The sequence below is a fragment of the Nissabacter sp. SGAir0207 genome (assembly GCF_005491205.1).
Classification (GTDB): Bacteria; Pseudomonadota; Gammaproteobacteria; order Enterobacterales; family Enterobacteriaceae; genus Chimaeribacter.
Genome location: NZ_CP028035.1, coordinates 3,145,745 through 3,162,012, shown reverse-complemented (window position 1 = coordinate 3,162,012; position 16,268 = coordinate 3,145,745). Strand labels below are relative to the sequence as shown.

Sequence of the window (16,268 nt, the reverse complement as noted above, 5' to 3'; positions counted from 1 at the left end):
TTGGCATCAATCAGTAGTAGAACCCGATCTCCAAGCCCGCGGAGGAGGTGGTGGTGGCAGGCTGGTAGAAGTTCATCTCCTTGCTGCCGAGCGTGCCGCGCTGGTTGTCCGAGCGGCCATACTTCTGGTGCACGTAGTAGGCTTTCACGAACATATCGCGCGTCGGGTTCCAGGTCAGCGCCGCGTAGGGTGACAGCCGCGAGGTCGGCTCCAGCCAGACGTCACCGACGTTGCTGTGCGTCCAGGTCTTGATCGGGTAGAGCGCGCCACCCTCCAGGCTGATCATGGTGGTCGGCGTTGGCTGCCAGTTCACCCCGGCACCCGCTTTCGCATAGGGCTGGATCGACACCTCCACCGCGCCAAACTGGCGGGTGCGGTTTTCGGCGGCGATGTAAACCTCGTCGGAGCGGATGTTGCGCAGCCACGCCTTGGCGCCCAGCGTCCCTTTCAAGTCAAACGAGAGGCGTTCGGAGGCGCGCACCCGGTAGCCACGGGTGAGGTCGGCATGGTAGCCGGTGTACCAGGTGGTGCCCTTCAGCGAGCCGGGCGGCAGGTTATAGTCCGGGTCGATCGCGCCGCCGCGGTAGCTGACCGCGCCCAACATCAGGCCACTGTCCCACCCCTTCAACAGCCCGCGATGGGCATCGGCGTAGTTATTGGCACCGGCATTGACGCGCAGGCGCGGCCCGTGCTCCTGCACATAGCTGCGATTGAGGTTCGCGACCCGCTCATCCCATTTGAAATATTCTGCCCCGACGCTGACATAGGGGCGGGTAGGCGTGCTGAATGGATTTTCCCCGGCTTGGGCTGTGCTGGACATAAACGCACTGCCGGCGACCAGAGATAACCCGGCGGTGCAAAAGAAGGTTTTCATTATTGATATCTTGTGTGAATAAACAGGGAAATTGATTATAAAAACGGCGCGGGAATGCTAACGGCGGAACAGCATAAGATACAGCGGCCATTTCCAAAATTGGCCAGAAAAGATCAATAAGAAAGAATTAAGTCAAATCAACGGGTTAAATGGGGGTAATATTTGACTTAGGGCAATGCGCTTATATTTTTAATTTTTGTTAATGGATGGATCATTTTCTGATCAATTGTGCGAAAAAATGGGCAAAATAAGCGAAGCACGCGGCAATGTACCGGCGGAAAATATCGCCAGCAAAAAAAGGCCGGGTGCGGAATAATTGGGCGGATGGGGGAGAGGGAAATGCGCCCGCAGAGCGGGCAGCGGCGCTACTGCGCGTAGGCAAGCAGGCTAAGGGAGTCGCGGGCCAGCGATTTGCACTTATTGGGCGTCGGGATGGCGATGCCGCTCAGGTCGCGGTAGCTCTCTTCCCCAAGCTGGCGCATGTTGAAGCTGTTGTAGTTGCTCAAATCCCAACTATTCTGCTGGGCAAAATAGAGGATCGCCCGCTTGATCTGGGTATTCGGCAGGTCATGGTAGCCGCAATTGTTTTTCAGGTAGACAAACACCGCCGTCAAATCGGCAAGGTCTTCGGCTTCGGCTTCGCTCAGTGCCTGGCTGGCGGAGGAGAACCCCAGCAAACCCAGCAGCAGCATTATCAATGTCGTTCGTTTCATTGCCATTTTTGACTTATTCATGGTGGGTTGACGTTATCACACTTAGTAAGCGCGGCACCAAATTTATTCTGTGCCGCGACGGCTTGACCTTGCCGTTAGGGCAGGGTGTAGTCTGGCTTCCGCCTGATGGGAAAGACCCTAAGTATAGTGTCCGGCGCACCCCGCCGCCGAAATTAAGAAAGTAAGGAGAGCCATGCACCGCCGCCACTTCCTGAAACTGGCCGCCGCCACCGGCACCCTGCCGCTCTGGTCGCGCGCTGTCTGGGCCGCTGGCCAGACGCCACTGCCCATTCCGCCGTTGCTGGCACCTGACGCGCAGGGCAATCTGGCGCTGCGGCTCCAGCCCGGCACCCGCGCGTTGCTACCGGGCGTGCGCACCGCCACCTGGGGCATCAATGGCCCGATGCTGGGGCCAGCGATCCGCTTGCGGCGCGGGCAGGCGGTCACGGCGCAGATCCACAACGCGCTGCCGGAGACCACCACCCTGCACTGGCACGGGCTGGAGGTGCCGGGCGAGGTGGATGGCGGCCCGCAGGCGATGATTGCGCCGGGCGCGACGCGGCAGGTTAGCTTTACCCCCGACCAGCCAGCGGCGACCTGCTGGATCCACCCCCACACCCACGGCGCGACCGGCCAGCAGGTGGCAATGGGGCTGGCCGGGCTGGTGCTGATTGAAGATCCGAATGCGGCGTTGCCGCTGCCCACGCAGTGGGGCGTGGATGACATCCCGCTGGTGTTGCAGGACAAGCGCTTTACGGCGGACGGGCAGGTTGACTACCGGCTCGACGTGGAGAGCGCGGCGGTGGGCTGGTTCGGTGATCACCTGTTCACCAACGGCGCGCACTACCCGCAGCACGCCGCACCGCGCGGCTGGTTGCGGCTGCGTTTGCTGAATGGCTGCAACGCCCGCCCGTTGCGGCTGGCGGCCAGCGATAACCGCCCGCTCTATGTGATCGCCAGCGACGGCGGCCTGCTCAGCGAGCCGGTGAAGGTCACGGAACTGCCGCTGCTGATGGGCGAGCGCTTTGAGGTGCTGGTCTCGACCGCTGACGGCAAACCCTTTGACCTGCTGACGCTGCCGGTCACGCAGATGGGAATGGCGCTGCCGCCGTTCGACCAGCCGCTGCCAGTGGTGCGCATCCAGCCCACCCGCACGCCGGGGCAGGGCCAGCTGCCAGACAGTCTGGCGACCCTGCCGCCGCTGCCCGCCAGCGCCGGACTGAAATCCCGCTGGCTGCAACTGATGATGGATCCGAAACTCGACCAGCTGGGGATGCAGGCGCTGGCGGCGCGCACCGGCGCGACGGCCAGCCACCACGGCCACGCGGGCATGGCGATGGATCATGGCGCGCTGGGCGTTCCGCTGATGGGAGCCAACCGCATCAACGGCAAGGCATTCGACATGGCGAAAACCCAGTTTGACGTCCGGCGCGGCGAGCTGGAGAAGTGGACGATCTCGGGCGAGGGCGACATGATGCTGCACCCGTTCCATATCCACGGTACGCAGTTCCGCATCCTCAGTGAGAATGGCCAGCCGGTGGCGGCGCATCGTCAGGGCTGGAAGGATACCGTCTGGGTGGAGGGCGGGCGCAGCGAGGTGCTGGTGCGCTTCGCCCATCTGGCCCCTGCGGCGACGCCCTACATGGCCCACTGCCACCTGCTGGAGCACGAGGACACCGGCATGATGCTGGGCTTTAGCGTCAGCGCCTGAGCCGCCCCCCGCGTCGATCCGGCGCGGGGGCTATGCTAGAATCGGATTCCACCTTCCGGTAACAGACAAGATATTTATGAAACACAGTGTAGAGATCATGATCTCCGAGCAGGAGGTCAAAGCGCGCATCGCCGAGCTGGGCCAGCAGATCACCGCCAACTACCGTGACAGCGGCAGCGAGATGGTGCTGGTGGGCCTGTTGCGCGGCTCCTTCATGTTTATGGCTGACCTTTGCCGCCAGATTGAGGTGTCGCATGAGGTGGACTTCATGACCGCCTCCAGCTATGGCAACAGCATGTCCAGCAGCCGGGATGTGAAGATTCTGAAGGATCTGGATGAGGATATCCGGGGCAAGGATGTGCTGATCGTCGAGGACATCATCGACTCCGGCAACACCCTCAGCAAGGTGCGCGAGATCCTGGCGCTGCGCGAGCCAAAGTCGCTGGCCATCTGTACGCTGCTCGACAAACCCTCCCGCCGCGAAGTGCCGGTGCCCGTGGAGTATATCGGTTTCTCGATCCCCGATGAATTTGTGGTCGGATACGGAATCGATTACGCGCAGCGTTACCGCCATCTGCCCTACATTGGCAAAGTGGTGCCGCTGGCGGAGTAACACCCGCCCGCCGTCGCTACTTCCTTGTCCCCAATAAAGAAAACCGCAGAATAAAAGCGCTTGGAAAGCTAATTTTTACTCTGCGGTATTGGCTATGCTTCAGGCCAGCGGGTCACCCTCAGGCGTTGCCAGGCAGCAGCTTGGCGATCGCGCCGTGGTAGTTGGCTTCCAGGCTTTCGCGGTTGGCGGTGGTCATGTCCAGATCATTGAGCTGGCCATTCTGCAAGCCGTAGACCCAGCCGTGCAGCATCACTTTCTGCCCGCGCTTCCAGGCGCCCTGCATGATGGTGGAGTGGCCGAGGTTGTAGACCTGCTCAACCACGTTGATCTCGCACAGGGTATTCAGACGATCCTCCTGCGGGAGTTCGTTCAGTAACGAGCTATGCTTGTACCACAGGTCGCGGATGTGCAGCAGCCAGTTGTTGATCAGACCCAACTCCGGGTTCTCCACCGCCGCGGCCACGCCGCCGCACCCGTAGTGGCCGCAGACGATGACGTGCTCAACTTGCAGGACGTCAATCGCATACTGCACCACGGAGAGGCAGTTCAGATCGGTATGGATAACCAGGTTGGCCACGTTACGGTGAACGAACAACTCACCCGGCTCCATGCCGGTCAGGCGCTCAGCGGGCACCCGGCTGTCGGAGCAACCAATCCACAGGAAACGCGGTTTTTGGGCTTCGGCCAGGCGCTCGAAGAAGGCTGGGTCGTCTTTGGTGATGGTCTCAGACCATGCGCGGTTGTTGGCTATGAGCCTTTCAATCTCTTTCATGGGGGATCTTTCTCGTATGAAATGTGAACAATCTGTGAAGCACAGGTTGTCAGTTTAATATAGGGCATACATCACGAATTTGAAATCTGATCCTGCCCTTGGGTCAGAGAAAACAGCAAAACAAGGCGATCCTACGTTTATGACATATGCACTGGAATTAGCGCAGCTAACCAAAACCTACGCAGGTGGGGTACAGGCGCTGCGCGGCATCGACCTGCAGGTGGAAGCCGGCGATTTTTATGCCCTGCTTGGCCCGAACGGCGCCGGGAAATCCACCACCATCGGCATCATCAGTTCGCTGGTCAACAAGAGCGCCGGCAAGGTGCGGGTATTTGGCTATGATATTGACCGCGACATCGTCAACGCCAAGCGCCAGCTCGGGCTGGTGCCGCAGGAGTTTAACTTCAACCCGTTTGAGACCGTGATGCAGATTGTGGTCAATCAGGCTGGCTACTACGGCGTGAAGCGCCGCGAGGCGCTGGAGCGGGCGGAGAAGTACCTGACCCAGCTTGACCTGTGGGGCAAGCGCAACGAGCGGGCGCGGATGCTCTCCGGTGGCATGAAGCGCCGCCTGATGATTGCGCGCGCGCTGATGCACGAGCCAAAGCTGCTGATCCTCGATGAGCCGACCGCGGGCGTCGACATTGAGCTGCGCCGCTCGATGTGGACTTTCCTGCAAGAGCTGAACGCCAGCGGCACCACCATCATCCTCACCACCCACTATCTGGAAGAGGCGGAGATGCTGTGCCGCAACATCGGCATCATCCAGCGCGGTGAGCTGGTGGAGAACACCAGCATGAAGGCGCTGCTCGCCAAGCTGAAGTCTGAAACCTTTGTGCTCGATCTGGCGGCGAAAAGCCCGCTGCCGAAGCTGGAGGGGTACAAGAGCACGCTGGTGGACACCTCAACGCTTGAGGTGGAGGTGATGCGTGAGCAGGGGCTGAACGGCGTATTCAGCCAGTTGAGCAAGCAGGGCATCCAGGTGCTCAGTATGAGGAACAAAGCCAACCGGCTGGAGGAGCTGTTTGTCGGGCTGGTGAATGGTGTGGAGGATAACGCATGACACATCTCTATTGGGTAGCGCTACAGAGTATCTGGTACAAAGAGATCAACCGGTTTGGCCGCATCTGGATCCAGACGCTGGTGCCGCCGGTGATCACCATGACGCTCTACTTCATCATCTTCGGCAACCTGATTGGTTCGCGCATCGGCGAGATGCACGGCTTTGACTACATGCAGTTCATCGTGCCGGGCCTGATCATGATGGCAGTGATCACCAACTCCTACGCCAACGTCGCCTCCTCGTTCTTCAGCGCCAAGTTCCAGCGCAACATTGAGGAGCTGCTGGTGGCACCGGTGCCGACCCACGTGGTGATCGCTGGCTATGTCGGCGGCGGCGTGGCGCGCGGCATCTGCGTCGGCGTGCTGGTGACGGCGGTGTCGCTGTTCTTCGTGCCGCTGCAGGTGCACTCATGGTGGGTGATCGCGCTGACGCTGCTGCTGACCTCGATCCTGTTCTCGCTCGGCGGCCTGCTGAACGCGGTGTTTGCCAAGACCTTCGACGACATCAGCCTGATCCCGACCTTTGTGCTGACGCCGCTCACCTATCTGGGCGGGGTGTTCTACTCGCTGACGCTGCTGCCGCCCTTCTGGCAGGCGGTGTCGAAGCTGAACCCGATCGTCTACATGATCAGCGGCTTCCGCTACGGCTTCCTTGGCATCAGTGACGTGCCGCTGGCCCTCACCATGGCAGTGCTGGTGGCCTTTATCGTGGTCTTCTACCTGCTGGCGTGGGTCTTGATCCAGCGCGGGCGCGGCCTGCGTACCTGATCGCTTTTCGCTGACAAAAAAGGGAACCCGCGGGTTCCCTTTTTTTATGGCACTCAGGCCACCTGCACCGGAATGGCGCTGGCGCGGCGCTGGAGCTGGTTGTCACCCTCGAAGTAGGCAACCTTCGGCTGGTGGCGGCGCGCGTCCGCCTCCTCCATCTGTACGTAGGAGCAGATGATCAGCTTGTCGCCGACGCAGGCGAGGCGGGCGGCCGCGCCATTGACCGAAATGATGCGCGAGCCGCGCTCGGCGACGATGGCGTAGGTGGAGAAACGCTGGCCGTTATCGACGTTGTAGATGTCGATGGCTTCATACTCCAGGATGCCAGCGGCCTCGAGGAAATCCTGATCGATGGCGCAGGAGCCTTCATAGTGCAGATCGGCCTGCGTGACCTTCACCCGGTGGAGTTTGCCTTGCAGCATTGTGCGTACCATAGCGTGTTACCTTGGCAGTAGAGTCATGGTGCCGGCCGCCGTCGGCGGCCGGGTAGGGCGGGGTGCGTCCTGCGTCCGGGGGCGGCGTGCCTGCCGCCCGTTAAGCATCACACCGTCAGGTCAACCTGACAGTTATCAATCAAACGCGCCTTGCCGAGCCAGGCGGCCATCAAAATCACTGCGCGGGTGCTGCCAACCGTCAGCGGTTGCAGGCTGTCGGCATCACGGATGAACAGCTCATCCGGCGTCAGGCCCGCCTCGCGCAGCTCGGCGGCCGCGCCCTCCAGCAGATCCTCCACGTGGCGCTCGCCCTGCAACAGCGTCTCCGCCAGCTGGTTCATGATGCGGCTGAGGGCCGGGGCCAGCTTGCGCTCCTCGGGCGTCAGGTAGCCATTGCGCGAGCTGAGGGCCAGCCCATCCTTGGCGCGCACCGTCGGCACGCCGACAATCTCGACGTCGGTGCCCATGTCATCCACCATCTTGCGGATCAGCGCCAACTGTTGGTAATCCTTCTCGCCGAAGCAGGCGATGTCTGGCTGCACCAGATTGAACAGCTTGCTGACCACGGTGGCGACGCCGCGGAAGTGGCCGGGGCGGCTGGCGCCCTCCAGCATCTCGGAGAGCACCGGCACCTCCACATAGGTGTGGGTCGCCATGCCATGCGGGTAGATGTCCGCCGGGGCGGGGGAGAAGACCAGATCGACGCCGCGCCGCGTCAGCTTCTCGCAATCCTCTTGCAGGGTGCGCGGGTAGCGCGCCAGATCGTCGGCCTTATCGAACTGCATCGGGTTGACGAAGATGCTGACCACCACCACGTCGGCGCGCGCCCGCGCCTCGTCCACCAGCGTCATGTGGCCGTCGTGCAGGTTGCCCATGGTCGGCACCAGCGCGATGCGCTTGCCCTCTTGTCGCCAGCGGCGGATCTCACGGCGCAGCAACGGTATGGTTTCAATGATTACCACGTTCCTCTCCTTTTTATTTAAAGCTGTGCTCTTCCGCCGGGTACGCGCCGGAGGCCACCTGATCGACGTAGAGGCGCACCGCGCTGCGCAGGTCGCCCGCCTCGGCCAAAAAGTTCTTGGCGAACTTTGGCACATGGCCGCCGGTAATGCCAAAGGCATCATGCATCACCAGAATCTGGCCGTCGGTGGCGTTGCCCGCGCCGATGCCAATCACCGGGATCTGCAACGCGCGCGTCACTTTTTCAGCCAGCGAGGCCGGTACGCACTCCAGCACCAGCACCTGTATGCCAGCCTGCTCCAGATTGAGGGCGTCCTGCAACAGCTGGTTGGCCGCCGCTTCGTCACGCCCCTGCACCTTGTAGCCGCCGAAAATATTGACCGACTGCGGCGTCAGGCCAAGGTGGCCACACACCGGCACCGCGCGCTGGGTCAGCTTTTTCACCGTCTCGCACAGCCAACTGCCGCCCTCCAGCTTCACCATGTTGGCCCCGGCGCGCATCAGCGTCGCAGCGTTGTCGCACGCCTGTTCCGGCGTGCCGTAGCTCATGAAGGGCAGGTCAGCCATCACCAGACTGTGGGGCGCGCCGCGCCGCACGCAGCGGGTGTGGTAGGCGATCTCCTCCACCGTGACCGGCAGGGTGGAGTCCTGACCCTGAACCACCATCCCAAGCGAATCGCCAATCAGCATCACGCTGATGCCCTGCTCCTCGAACAACTGGGCGAAGCTGGCGTCATAGGCGGTGATGGTCGCGAACTTGCGCTGCTGCTGTTTCCACTCGCGTAAGTGGCTGACCGTGGTGGGTTTCATAATGACCTCGTATACGACTATTTATCGGTATTCACCAAAGAAGTCATTTTAATGATAAGGCGAGGCGCTGGATAGCCAACCGTGCGTTTCGCATCGCATGGTTAACAAAAAAGGGGAGGGAAAGTTGACGGAACAGACGCCCGGCCGGGCGCCTGTTACCAGAGCGTCAGGCCGTTGCGGTCGATGCCACGCAGGTGCGCGTCCAGCGCTACGCCGCTGGGGAACACCAGATCGGGGGCGATCTCAAACAGCGGATAGAGCATGAACTCGCGGTTCATCATGTCATAGTGCGGCACCGTCAGGCGCGGCGTGCTGATCACCTGCTCACCGTAGAGCAGCATGTCGAGATCCAGCGTGCGCGGCCCCCAACGTTCAGCCTTGCGTACCCGGCCCTGCTGCTGCTCAATCGCCTGTGTGGCATCAAGCAGCGCCTCCGGCGGCAGGGCCGTCGCCAGCTCCACCACCGCGTTCAGGTAGTCCGGCTGGTCTTGCGGGCCAAGCGGCTTGCTGCGGTAGAACGAGGAGCGGCGCACCAGCCGCGTCTGCGGCAGGGCGTCCAGCGCCGTGAGGGCCGCATTGACCTGATCGAGCGGCTCGGCCAGGTTGCTGCCGAGCGCCAGATAGACGCGGATCACTCGGCGTTGTCCCGGCGCGGCGCGCGTTTGCGCGGACGGCGTGGGCGGCTGCGGCGCGGGCTGCCCTCTTCGCCGAGGTTGGAGAGCATCCCTTTCTGGCGCATCGGGGTGGCGGTCTGGAACTCGCCCCACCACTGGGCCAGCTGCACCAGCTCACGGTTGTTCTCTGCCTCGGCGCGCAGCGCCAGCAGATCGTAGGCGGCGCGGAATTTCGGGTGCTCCATCAGCTTGTGGGCGCGCTTGCCCTGACGGCGTGACAGGCGCAACTGCAACAGCCAGATGTCGCGCACCAGCGTGGTGATGCGTTTCGGGATCGCCAGCGAGCGGCACTGCTCGTCCAGCACATCATTCATCGCCAGCGCGAAGGCGTCGAAGTAGGCCAGCCCGCTCTCTTGCGCCAGCTTCTGCGCATGTTCAATCAGCGGATACCAGAGCATGGCCGCGAACAGGAATGCCGGGTTGACACGCATGTCATTGTGCAGGCGGTGGTCGGTGTTCTTCAGCACCTGCGCCAGAATGCGCTCCATCGGGCTGTCGCCGCTCTCGGTGAACTGGCGGGAGATGAGCGGGAACAGCGGCTGGAACAGCTGGTATTCGCACAGCAGGCGGTAGGTCGGGTAACCATACCCGGCCTGCAACAGCTTCAGCGACTCCTCAAACAGCCGCGCTGGCGGGATCTCATGCAGCAGCGCCGCCAGACGTGGGATCGGCTCGGCGGTCTCCGCGCTGATGCGCATGTCCAGCTTGGCGGCGAAACGCACCGCGCGCAGCATCCGCACCGGGTCTTCGCGGTAGCGGGTCTCCGGGTCGCCAATCAGGCGGATGACGCCCTCCTGGAGATCGCGCAGGCCGCCGGTGTAGTCACGCAGGCTGAAATCGGCCACGCCGTAGTAGAGGCTGTTGATGGTGAAGTCGCGGCGCTGCGCGTCCTCCTCGATCGAGCCGAAGATGTTGTCGCGCAGCAACATGCCGTTGCGCCCCTGCTGGGAGGCATTTTTGTCCTGCTGCGGCTGCTCCTGCTCGTGGTGGCCACGGAAGGTGGCGACCTCGATGATCTCCGGGCCAAACATCACGTGGGCCAGACGGAAACGGCGGCCAACCAGCCGGCAGTTGCGGAACAGCTTGCGCACCTCATCCGGCGTGGCATTGGTGGTGATGTCAAAATCTTTGGGTTTTTTGCCGAGCAACAAGTCACGCACGCCACCGCCGACCAGGTAAGCCTCAAAGCCGGCTTTGTTCAGGCGATAGAGCACCTTCAGGGCATTTTCACTAATGTCCCGGCGGGAGATCGCGTGTTGATCGCGCGGAATGACAGTGAAAAGAGGCGCTTGCACGGGTGCGACCGTGTCAGGGACGTCGTTTTCGCGGGCCAGCACCTTTCGGCAAAAATTGGCTACTCGGGTAAAAATGGGACACCTCGATAGTGACTAAAAAATGAGAGCAAAAAACAGCGGCTAATCATAGCTCATGCCGGGGGGTTTGAGAATAATGTTGTAAAGATGTGCCAAATCCCCTCATCGCGGCACCGCCTCCAGTTGCCAGTGCGCCACCGCGTGCGCCAGCAGTTGCGCCAGACTCAGGTCGCGCCAATCCGCTGGCAGCGGCTGGTTAAGGAAGCGCAGCGCCTCCGCCAGCACCGGGCGCGGGTCGCCCTCCGGCAGCGCTGGCGCATGGTTCTGCTTAGAGAGCTTGTCGCCATGCTCATTCAGCGCCAGCGGCAGGTGGATATAGCCGGGCGCCTGCCAGCCGAACTGGTGGTAGAGCGCAATCTGCCGCACCGTCGGTTCGATCAGATCCGCGCCGCGCACAATCTCCGTCACCCCCTGATAATGGTCGTCCACCACCACCGCCAGGTTATAGGCGAACAGGCCATCGCGCCGGTGGATGATGAAATCCTCCTCCGCCAGCCGTGGGTCGGCCGCCAGCCAGCCGCGCAGGCCATCCTCAAAGCCATAGACCGGCTGCGACTGCACCAGCCGCAGGGCGGCATTGTGCGCGCCCAAATGCAGCGGGCGGCAGTGGCCGTCATAGACGCCACCGATCGACTGGATGCGGCTGCGGGTGCAGGTGCAGTAGTAGGCGCGGCCAGCGGCAATCAGCTGGCTTAGTGCCTCGCGGTAGGCGTCATGGCGCTGTGACTGGTAGAGCACCTCGCCGTCCCAGTGCAGGCCGTAGTGCTCCAGCTGGCGCAGGATGCGCGCCGCGGCACCGGGCATCTCGCGCGGCGGATCGATATCCTCGATGCGCACCAGCCAGCGACCCTGTTGGGCACGGGCGCGCAGGTAACTACCAAGCGCGGCGATCAGGGAACCAAAGTGCAGCTCGCCGGAGGGCGATGGCGCAAAGCGGCCAATATAGGGAGCGGGGGAGAGGCGTTCAGGCATGGTGTGGGGTGACGAAAGCGCGGCGCCAGGGGCGCCGCGACAGTCGTGATCAGACATCAGAGCTTAGCCTGCCATCTGCTTTTCGCGGATTTCGGCCAGCGTCTTGCAGTCAATGCACAGGTCTGCGGTCGGACGGGCTTCCAGACGACGGATGCCAATCTCAACCCCGCAGGATTCGCAGAAGCCGAAATCTTCGTCTTCCACTTTTTTCAGGGTCTTTTCAATCTTCTTGATCAGCTTGCGCTCACGATCGCGGTTGCGCAGCTCCAGACTGAACTCCTCTTCCTGGGCAGCACGGTCAACGGGATCAGGGAAATTAGCGGCTTCGTCCTGCATGTGCGATACAGTACGGTCGACTTCATCCCTGAGCTGGTTGCGCCATGCCTCAAGAATACGTTTGAAGTGGGCAAGTTGCGCCTCATTCATGTACTCTTCGCCCACCTTCTCTTGGTACGGCTCCACCCCAGCGATGGCGAGAATGCTCAAGGAGGATGTTTTACGGGTTTGCCCTTCTTGCATGTTGCTTCTCCTACATAACACGCACTATCGATCCCCAACGTGGGGAAAAATCAGGCCGCTATAAATAACAGATGGAAGGATAGATGGCAATTATTCCTCACATCCGCTTGACAATCCTGTGATACGCGGCTTTATTGCGCTCGCCGCAGGATGAGGCAGCCTTATGTTTTTGGTATCCCTATCAACGGGATGGGGTTCATCAGGTCAATGCCGGCGGGTGAAAGCTGTGCTCCGTAGCAAATCACCTCAACCCCCTGATTTTGTACTTCTGCCAATAGATTAGCGTAGTGTGGATCAATATGGCGGGCGGGAGAGACCATAGTGATGCCGGAGTGCAGCACGGCGAAAAACAGCACCGCACGCCGCCCGGTTGACGCTACCTGCTGCAACTCCCGCAGATGCTTCTGCCCACGCAGTGTTACCGCATCCGGGAAGTAGCCGCCGCCCTGGTGGAGCAGCGTCACCGACTTCACTTCAATATAGCAGTCAGGACGGTTTTCTGCCTGTAATAACAGATCGATACGGCTGTTTTCACTGCCATACTTTATTTCGCCCTGTAGCCGGGTGTAACCAGACAATTCCGGCACTCTTCCCGCCGCCAACGCCTCGCGCACTACACCATTAGCACGCTGAGTATTGATGCAAATCCAATGGTTTTCTTGAGTTTCAGACAACTCCCAGGTGTGGGCGTACTTGCGCTTGGGGTTGCTGGAGGTGGAGTACCAGACGGTATCGCCCGGCGTGGCGCAGCCGGTCATGGCGCCGGTGTTGGGGCAGTGCAGCGTCAGTTGCTCCCCCTCAGGGGTGACGACATCCGCCAGAAACCGTTTGTAACGTGTAATCAACGTGGCCCGTTGCAGCGGTGGGGTAAAAAGCATAACTCTCCTGATTGGCCTTAGCCGAGCGGCCACGCCTGCAGGGCGCGGTAGCGGGTCTGGCCGCGTTCAAAGCGGGATTCATACAGGCAGAACTCGGTGGCCTCCAGCGTCCAGTTGGGCGTGGCGGGCGGCAACGCCACCGGGCGGGTGGCACCGCGCAACAGCGTAATGTGCGGGTGGAACGGCTGGGCGCTCTGGTGGCAGCCGTTGCGCGCCGCCTGCGCGCGTAGCAGCGTCGCCAGTTGCAGCAGCGGGCGCGGCGCGCGGCGCGGGCCAAGCCACACCACGCCGGGGCGCGGCCAGTGGCCGAGGTCATCGAGCGTCAACTGGAAGCCGCTCTGGCGCACCCGGCCCGCCAGCTGGGCCAGCGCCGCGGCCTTCTGGTCGCTCACCTCGCCAAGGAAGGCCAACGTCAGGTGCAGGTTGGCGGCGGCAATCGGTCGGCCCGCCTCCGGCGCGAACGCGGTGGCGCGCCAGCCGATCACCTGTTGTTGCAGGCTGGCTGGCAGCGGCAGGGCGAAGAAGAGACGTCGGGCGTCGGGCATGGGCATCCTGTATGAATTTACCAAAGGGTCTGGGGCTGAATGCTACAATGCCCGGCTTAGAAAGTTAACCGATGTAAGGGGAAGGGGTATGGACGCGGTGACCACCGGGGCATCTGCGCTGCCGGTCAGCGAGGTGGTGGAGGAGGTGCTGGCGGCGCTGGCATCGTCGCCACAGGTGCTGCTGAACGCGCCGACCGGCGCGGGCAAGTCAACCTGGCTGCCGCTGGCCATTCTGGCGCGCGCCGGGCTGCCGGGCCGTATCATCATGCTGGAGCCACGCCGTCTGGCGGCGAAGAACGTCGCACACCGGCTGGCGCAGCAACTGGGCGAAGCGCCGGGGCAGACCATCGGCTACCGGATGCGCGCCGAGAGCAACACCAGCGCCGCCACCCGGCTGGAGGTGGTGACCGAGGGTATCCTGACCCGCATGGTGCAGCGCGACCCGGAGCTGAGCGGCGTGTCGCTGGTGATCCTCGATGAGTTCCATGAGCGCAGCTTACAGGCCGATCTGGCGCTGGCGCTGCTGCTGGAGGTGCAGCAGGGGCTGCGCGATGACCTGAAACTGCTGGTGATGTCCGCGACGCTGGACAACGCCCGGCTGGCGCAGGCGCTGCCGGACGCGCCGGTGATTGTCTCGCAGGGGCGCAGTTTCCCGGTTGAGCGCCGCTACCAGCCGCTCGCCAGCCATGAGCGGCTGGAGGAGGGGGTGGCCGCCGCCGTGCTGCGGCTGCTGCGCGAGGAGTCAGGCTCGCTGCTGCTGTTCCTGCCCGGCGTGGCCGAGATCCTGCGCGTGCAGGAGCGGCTGGCGGGCAACGTCGCCGCCGATACCGATCTCTGCCCGCTGTATGGCGCGCTGCCGCTGGCGCAACAGCAGCAGGCGATCCAGCCAGCGGCGGCCGGTCGGCGCAAGGTGGTGCTGGCGACCAACATCGCCGAGACCAGCCTGACCATCGAGGGCATCCGGCTGGTGGTGGACAGCGGGCTGGAGCGCGCCACCCGCTTTGACCCGCGCAGCGGCGTCACGCGGCTGGTGACCCAGCGCATCAGTCAGGCCTCCATGACCCAGCGCGCTGGCCGTGCGGGCCGCCTGTCGCCGGGCCTCTGTGTGCACCTCTTCAGCCGTGAGCAGGCGGAGCGTGCGGCGGAGCAGGGCGAGCCGGAGATCGTGCAGAGCGACCTGAGCAATCTGTGGCTGGAGCTGTTGCAGTGGGGCTGCCGTGACGCGGCCGACCTCACTTGGCTGGACGCGCCGCCTGCGCCCGCGCTGGCCGCGGCACAGGCGCTGCTGCGGCAACTGGGCGCGCTGGATGCTGGCGGGCGGCTCACCCCGGCTGGGCAGCGCATGGCGCGGCTGGGCGTTGACCCACGGCTGGCGGCGATGCTGGTGGCCGGTGCGGCCGAAGGGGGCGCGGCGCTGGCCACCGCCGCGCTGCTCGCCGCCATGCTGGAGGAGCCGCCGCGCGGCGGCACGCCGGATCTCAGTGACTGGCTCAGCCGCCGCCAGCCGCACTGGCAGCGGCGCGCCACCCAACTGGCGAAGCGTTGCGGCCAGCCCTTCGGCCAGCCCGACCCTGACCACGCCGCCTGGCTGCTGGCGCGCGCCTTCCCGGATCGCCTCGCCCAGCGGCGCGGCGCGGAGGGGCGCTATCTGTTGGCGAACGGGCTGGGTGCCTCGCTGCCGCAGGATGAGGCGCTGACCCGCCACGGCTGGCTGATTGCGCCGTCGCTGTTACAGGGCAACGCCAGCCCGGACGCCCGCATCCTGCTGGCACTGCCGGTGGAGATGGAGGCGCTGGCCGCGCGCCTGCCGGATCTGGTGACGCGCCATGCCGCCGTGGAGTGGCACGAGGCGCGCGGCACCCTGCGCGCGTGGCAGCGCGACATGGTGGGGCGGCTGGTGCTGCGCGCCCGCCTGCTGGCAAAGCCCTCCGATGAGGAGCTGCAACAAGCGCTGCTGGAGTGGGTACGCCAGCAGGGGCTGGCGGCGCTCAACTGGGAACCGGCGGCCGAACAGCTGCTGCTACGGATGCGCTGCGCCCGCCGCTGGCTGCCGGAGGGCGACTGGCCAGCGGTAGAAGAGGAGGATCTGCTGGCGAGCTTTGAGAGTTGGCTACTGCCGTCGCTCGGCAAGGTGCGCGACATGCGCGCCCTGCGGCAGGTGAATCTGCTGGAGGCGCTCGGTCGGCTGCTCAGCTGGCCACAGCGGCAACGGCTGGATAGTGCGTTGCCAAGCCACTACACTGTGCCGACCGGTAGCCGGCTGCCGCTTCGCTATGACGCCGACAAGCCGCCGGTGCTGGCGGTGCGGTTGCAGGAGATGTTCGGCGAGGAGGCCAGCCCGCGCGTCGCCGAGGGGCGGGTAGCGGTGGTGCTGGAGCTGTTGTCGCCCGCGCACCGCCCCTTGCAGATCACCGCCGATCTGGCGGCGTTCTGGCGCGGTGCCTACCGCGAGGTGCAAAAGGAGATGCGCGGGCGTTACCCCAAGCATCCGTGGCCGGACGATCCGGCGCAGGCGCTGCCCACGCGCCGCACCAAGAAACACGCCCCCTAGCCCCGGTGGCTGGGCGGTTTTCAGATGTTTCCGCTGGCC

The 16,268-nt window shown here is 63.5% G+C and carries 17 protein-coding genes; 5 read left to right on the top strand and 12 right to left on the bottom strand.

The genetic code is table 11. From position 1 onward, the window contains the following. Positions 1 to 10 precede the first annotated feature (10 nt). Positions 11 to 874 carry a hypothetical protein gene (locus C1N62_RS14190; RefSeq protein ID WP_137764240.1) on the bottom strand — a complete coding sequence of 288 codons (864 nt, stop codon included), beginning with the start codon at positions 872 to 874 and terminating at the stop codon, positions 11 to 13. Between the two features lie 365 nt (positions 875 to 1,239). Beyond that, positions 1,240 to 1,587, bottom strand: a complete 348-nt coding sequence (locus C1N62_RS14185) for a YacC family pilotin-like protein (protein ID WP_137764239.1) — start codon at positions 1,585 to 1,587, stop codon at positions 1,240 to 1,242. A 193-nt stretch (positions 1,588 to 1,780) separates the two neighbouring features. On the opposite strand from C1N62_RS14185, the gene cueO reads away from it, so the two are divergent. After that, entirely contained in the window at positions 1,781 to 3,298 is a 1,518-nt protein-coding gene (gene cueO, locus C1N62_RS14180; protein ID WP_137764238.1) for a multicopper oxidase CueO, read from the top strand. A 76-nt stretch (positions 3,299 to 3,374) separates the two neighbouring features. Then, positions 3,375 to 3,911 carry a hypoxanthine phosphoribosyltransferase gene (gene hpt, locus C1N62_RS14175; RefSeq protein ID WP_137764237.1) on the top strand — a complete coding sequence of 179 codons (537 nt, stop codon included), beginning with the start codon at positions 3,375 to 3,377 and terminating at the stop codon, positions 3,909 to 3,911. Between the two features lie 118 nt (positions 3,912 to 4,029). On the opposite strand, the gene can is transcribed toward hpt, so the two are convergent. Next, complete coding sequence (gene can, locus C1N62_RS14170; protein ID WP_137764236.1) at positions 4,030 to 4,683, bottom strand: carbonate dehydratase; 654 nt, start codon at positions 4,681 to 4,683, stop codon at positions 4,030 to 4,032. A 139-nt stretch (positions 4,684 to 4,822) separates the two neighbouring features. Between can and C1N62_RS14165 the strand changes: the two genes are divergently transcribed. Together C1N62_RS14165 and C1N62_RS14160 are read left to right on the top strand one after the other, a co-directional pair. Continuing rightward, complete coding sequence (locus tag C1N62_RS14165) at positions 4,823 to 5,746, top strand: ABC transporter ATP-binding protein (protein ID WP_137764235.1); 924 nt, start codon at positions 4,823 to 4,825, stop codon at positions 5,744 to 5,746. Continuing rightward, entirely contained in the window at positions 5,743 to 6,513 is a 771-nt protein-coding gene (locus tag C1N62_RS14160) for an ABC transporter permease (RefSeq protein WP_137764234.1), read from the top strand. Before C1N62_RS14165 ends, C1N62_RS14160 begins: the two co-directional genes overlap by 4 nt. Positions 6,514 to 6,566: 53 nt before the next feature. On the opposite strand, the gene panD is transcribed toward C1N62_RS14160, so the two are convergent. The 9 genes from panD to thpR all read right to left on the bottom strand — a co-directional run bounded on the left by panD (position 6,567) and on the right by thpR (position 13,678). Beyond that, a complete protein-coding gene (gene panD / locus C1N62_RS14155) occupies positions 6,567 to 6,947 on the bottom strand; it encodes an aspartate 1-decarboxylase (RefSeq protein WP_137764233.1) in 381 nt (126 codons plus the stop codon). 107 nt (positions 6,948 to 7,054) lie between these two features. Then, a complete protein-coding gene (gene panC / locus C1N62_RS14150) occupies positions 7,055 to 7,909 on the bottom strand; it encodes a pantoate--beta-alanine ligase (RefSeq protein WP_137764232.1) in 855 nt (284 codons plus the stop codon). Positions 7,910 to 7,922: 13 nt separating this feature from the next. Beyond that, positions 7,923 to 8,717, bottom strand: a complete 795-nt coding sequence (gene panB / locus C1N62_RS14145; protein ID WP_137764231.1) for a 3-methyl-2-oxobutanoate hydroxymethyltransferase — start codon at positions 8,715 to 8,717, stop codon at positions 7,923 to 7,925. Between the two features lie 155 nt (positions 8,718 to 8,872). Next, positions 8,873 to 9,352 (bottom strand): 2-amino-4-hydroxy-6-hydroxymethyldihydropteridine diphosphokinase, encoded by a 480-nt coding sequence (gene folK / locus C1N62_RS14140; RefSeq protein ID WP_137764230.1) that lies wholly within the window; start codon positions 9,350 to 9,352, stop codon positions 8,873 to 8,875. Then, positions 9,349 to 10,761 carry a polynucleotide adenylyltransferase PcnB gene (gene pcnB, locus C1N62_RS14135; RefSeq protein WP_137764229.1) on the bottom strand — a complete coding sequence of 471 codons (1,413 nt, stop codon included), beginning with the start codon at positions 10,759 to 10,761 and terminating at the stop codon, positions 9,349 to 9,351. The genes folK and pcnB overlap by 4 nt, the downstream gene beginning before the upstream one ends. 105 nt (positions 10,762 to 10,866) lie before the next feature. Beyond that, the gene (gene gluQRS, locus C1N62_RS14130; protein WP_137765020.1) at positions 10,867 to 11,736 is read right to left on the bottom strand and encodes a tRNA glutamyl-Q(34) synthetase GluQRS; all 870 of its coding nucleotides are present in this window, start codon (positions 11,734 to 11,736) and stop codon (positions 10,867 to 10,869) included. 63 nt (positions 11,737 to 11,799) lie between these two features. Then, complete coding sequence (gene dksA, locus C1N62_RS14125; protein ID WP_137764228.1) at positions 11,800 to 12,255, bottom strand: RNA polymerase-binding protein DksA; 456 nt, start codon at positions 12,253 to 12,255, stop codon at positions 11,800 to 11,802. 161 nt (positions 12,256 to 12,416) lie between these two features. Continuing rightward, a complete protein-coding gene (sfsA, locus tag C1N62_RS14115; protein ID WP_137764227.1) occupies positions 12,417 to 13,133 on the bottom strand; it encodes a DNA/RNA nuclease SfsA in 717 nt (238 codons plus the stop codon). Positions 13,134 to 13,150: 17 nt separating this feature from the next. Beyond that, on the bottom strand, positions 13,151 to 13,678 hold the full coding sequence (thpR, locus tag C1N62_RS14110) for an RNA 2',3'-cyclic phosphodiesterase (protein ID WP_137764226.1): 528 nt from the start codon (positions 13,676 to 13,678) through the stop codon (positions 13,151 to 13,153). Positions 13,679 to 13,766: 88 nt separating this feature from the next. Between thpR and hrpB the strand changes: the two genes are divergently transcribed. Continuing rightward, the gene (gene hrpB / locus C1N62_RS14105) at positions 13,767 to 16,229 is read left to right on the top strand and encodes an ATP-dependent helicase HrpB (RefSeq protein ID WP_137764225.1); all 2,463 of its coding nucleotides are present in this window, start codon (positions 13,767 to 13,769) and stop codon (positions 16,227 to 16,229) included. The last annotated feature ends 39 nt before the right edge of the window (positions 16,230 to 16,268 follow it).

Excerpts from the sequence above, each read along its gene's own strand:
- C1N62_RS14190 (WP_137764240.1), bottom strand. The coding sequence starts at position 874 with ATGAAAACCTTCTTTTGCACCGCCGGGTTATCTCTGGTCGCCGGCAGT.
- C1N62_RS14185 (WP_137764239.1), bottom strand. The coding sequence starts at position 1,587 with ATGAAACGAACGACATTGATAATGCTGCTGCTGGGTTTGCTGGGGTTC.
- cueO (WP_137764238.1), top strand. The coding sequence starts at position 1,781 with ATGCACCGCCGCCACTTCCTGAAACTGGCCGCCGCCACCGGCACCCTG.
- hpt (WP_137764237.1), top strand. The coding sequence starts at position 3,375 with ATGAAACACAGTGTAGAGATCATGATCTCCGAGCAGGAGGTCAAAGCG.
- can (WP_137764236.1), bottom strand. The coding sequence starts at position 4,683 with ATGAAAGAGATTGAAAGGCTCATAGCCAACAACCGCGCATGGTCTGAG.
- C1N62_RS14165 (WP_137764235.1), top strand. The coding sequence starts at position 4,823 with ATGACATATGCACTGGAATTAGCGCAGCTAACCAAAACCTACGCAGGT.
- C1N62_RS14160 (WP_137764234.1), top strand. The coding sequence starts at position 5,743 with ATGACACATCTCTATTGGGTAGCGCTACAGAGTATCTGGTACAAAGAG.
- panD (WP_137764233.1), bottom strand. The coding sequence starts at position 6,947 with ATGGTACGCACAATGCTGCAAGGCAAACTCCACCGGGTGAAGGTCACG.
- panB (WP_137764231.1), bottom strand. The coding sequence starts at position 8,717 with ATGAAACCCACCACGGTCAGCCACTTACGCGAGTGGAAACAGCAGCAG.
- gluQRS (WP_137765020.1), bottom strand. The coding sequence starts at position 11,736 with ATGCCTGAACGCCTCTCCCCCGCTCCCTATATTGGCCGCTTTGCGCCA.
- dksA (WP_137764228.1), bottom strand. The coding sequence starts at position 12,255 with ATGCAAGAAGGGCAAACCCGTAAAACATCCTCCTTGAGCATTCTCGCC.
- sfsA (WP_137764227.1), bottom strand. The coding sequence starts at position 13,133 with ATGCTTTTTACCCCACCGCTGCAACGGGCCACGTTGATTACACGTTAC.
- thpR (WP_137764226.1), bottom strand. The coding sequence starts at position 13,678 with ATGCCCGACGCCCGACGTCTCTTCTTCGCCCTGCCGCTGCCAGCCAGC.
- hrpB (WP_137764225.1), top strand. The coding sequence starts at position 13,767 with ATGGACGCGGTGACCACCGGGGCATCTGCGCTGCCGGTCAGCGAGGTG.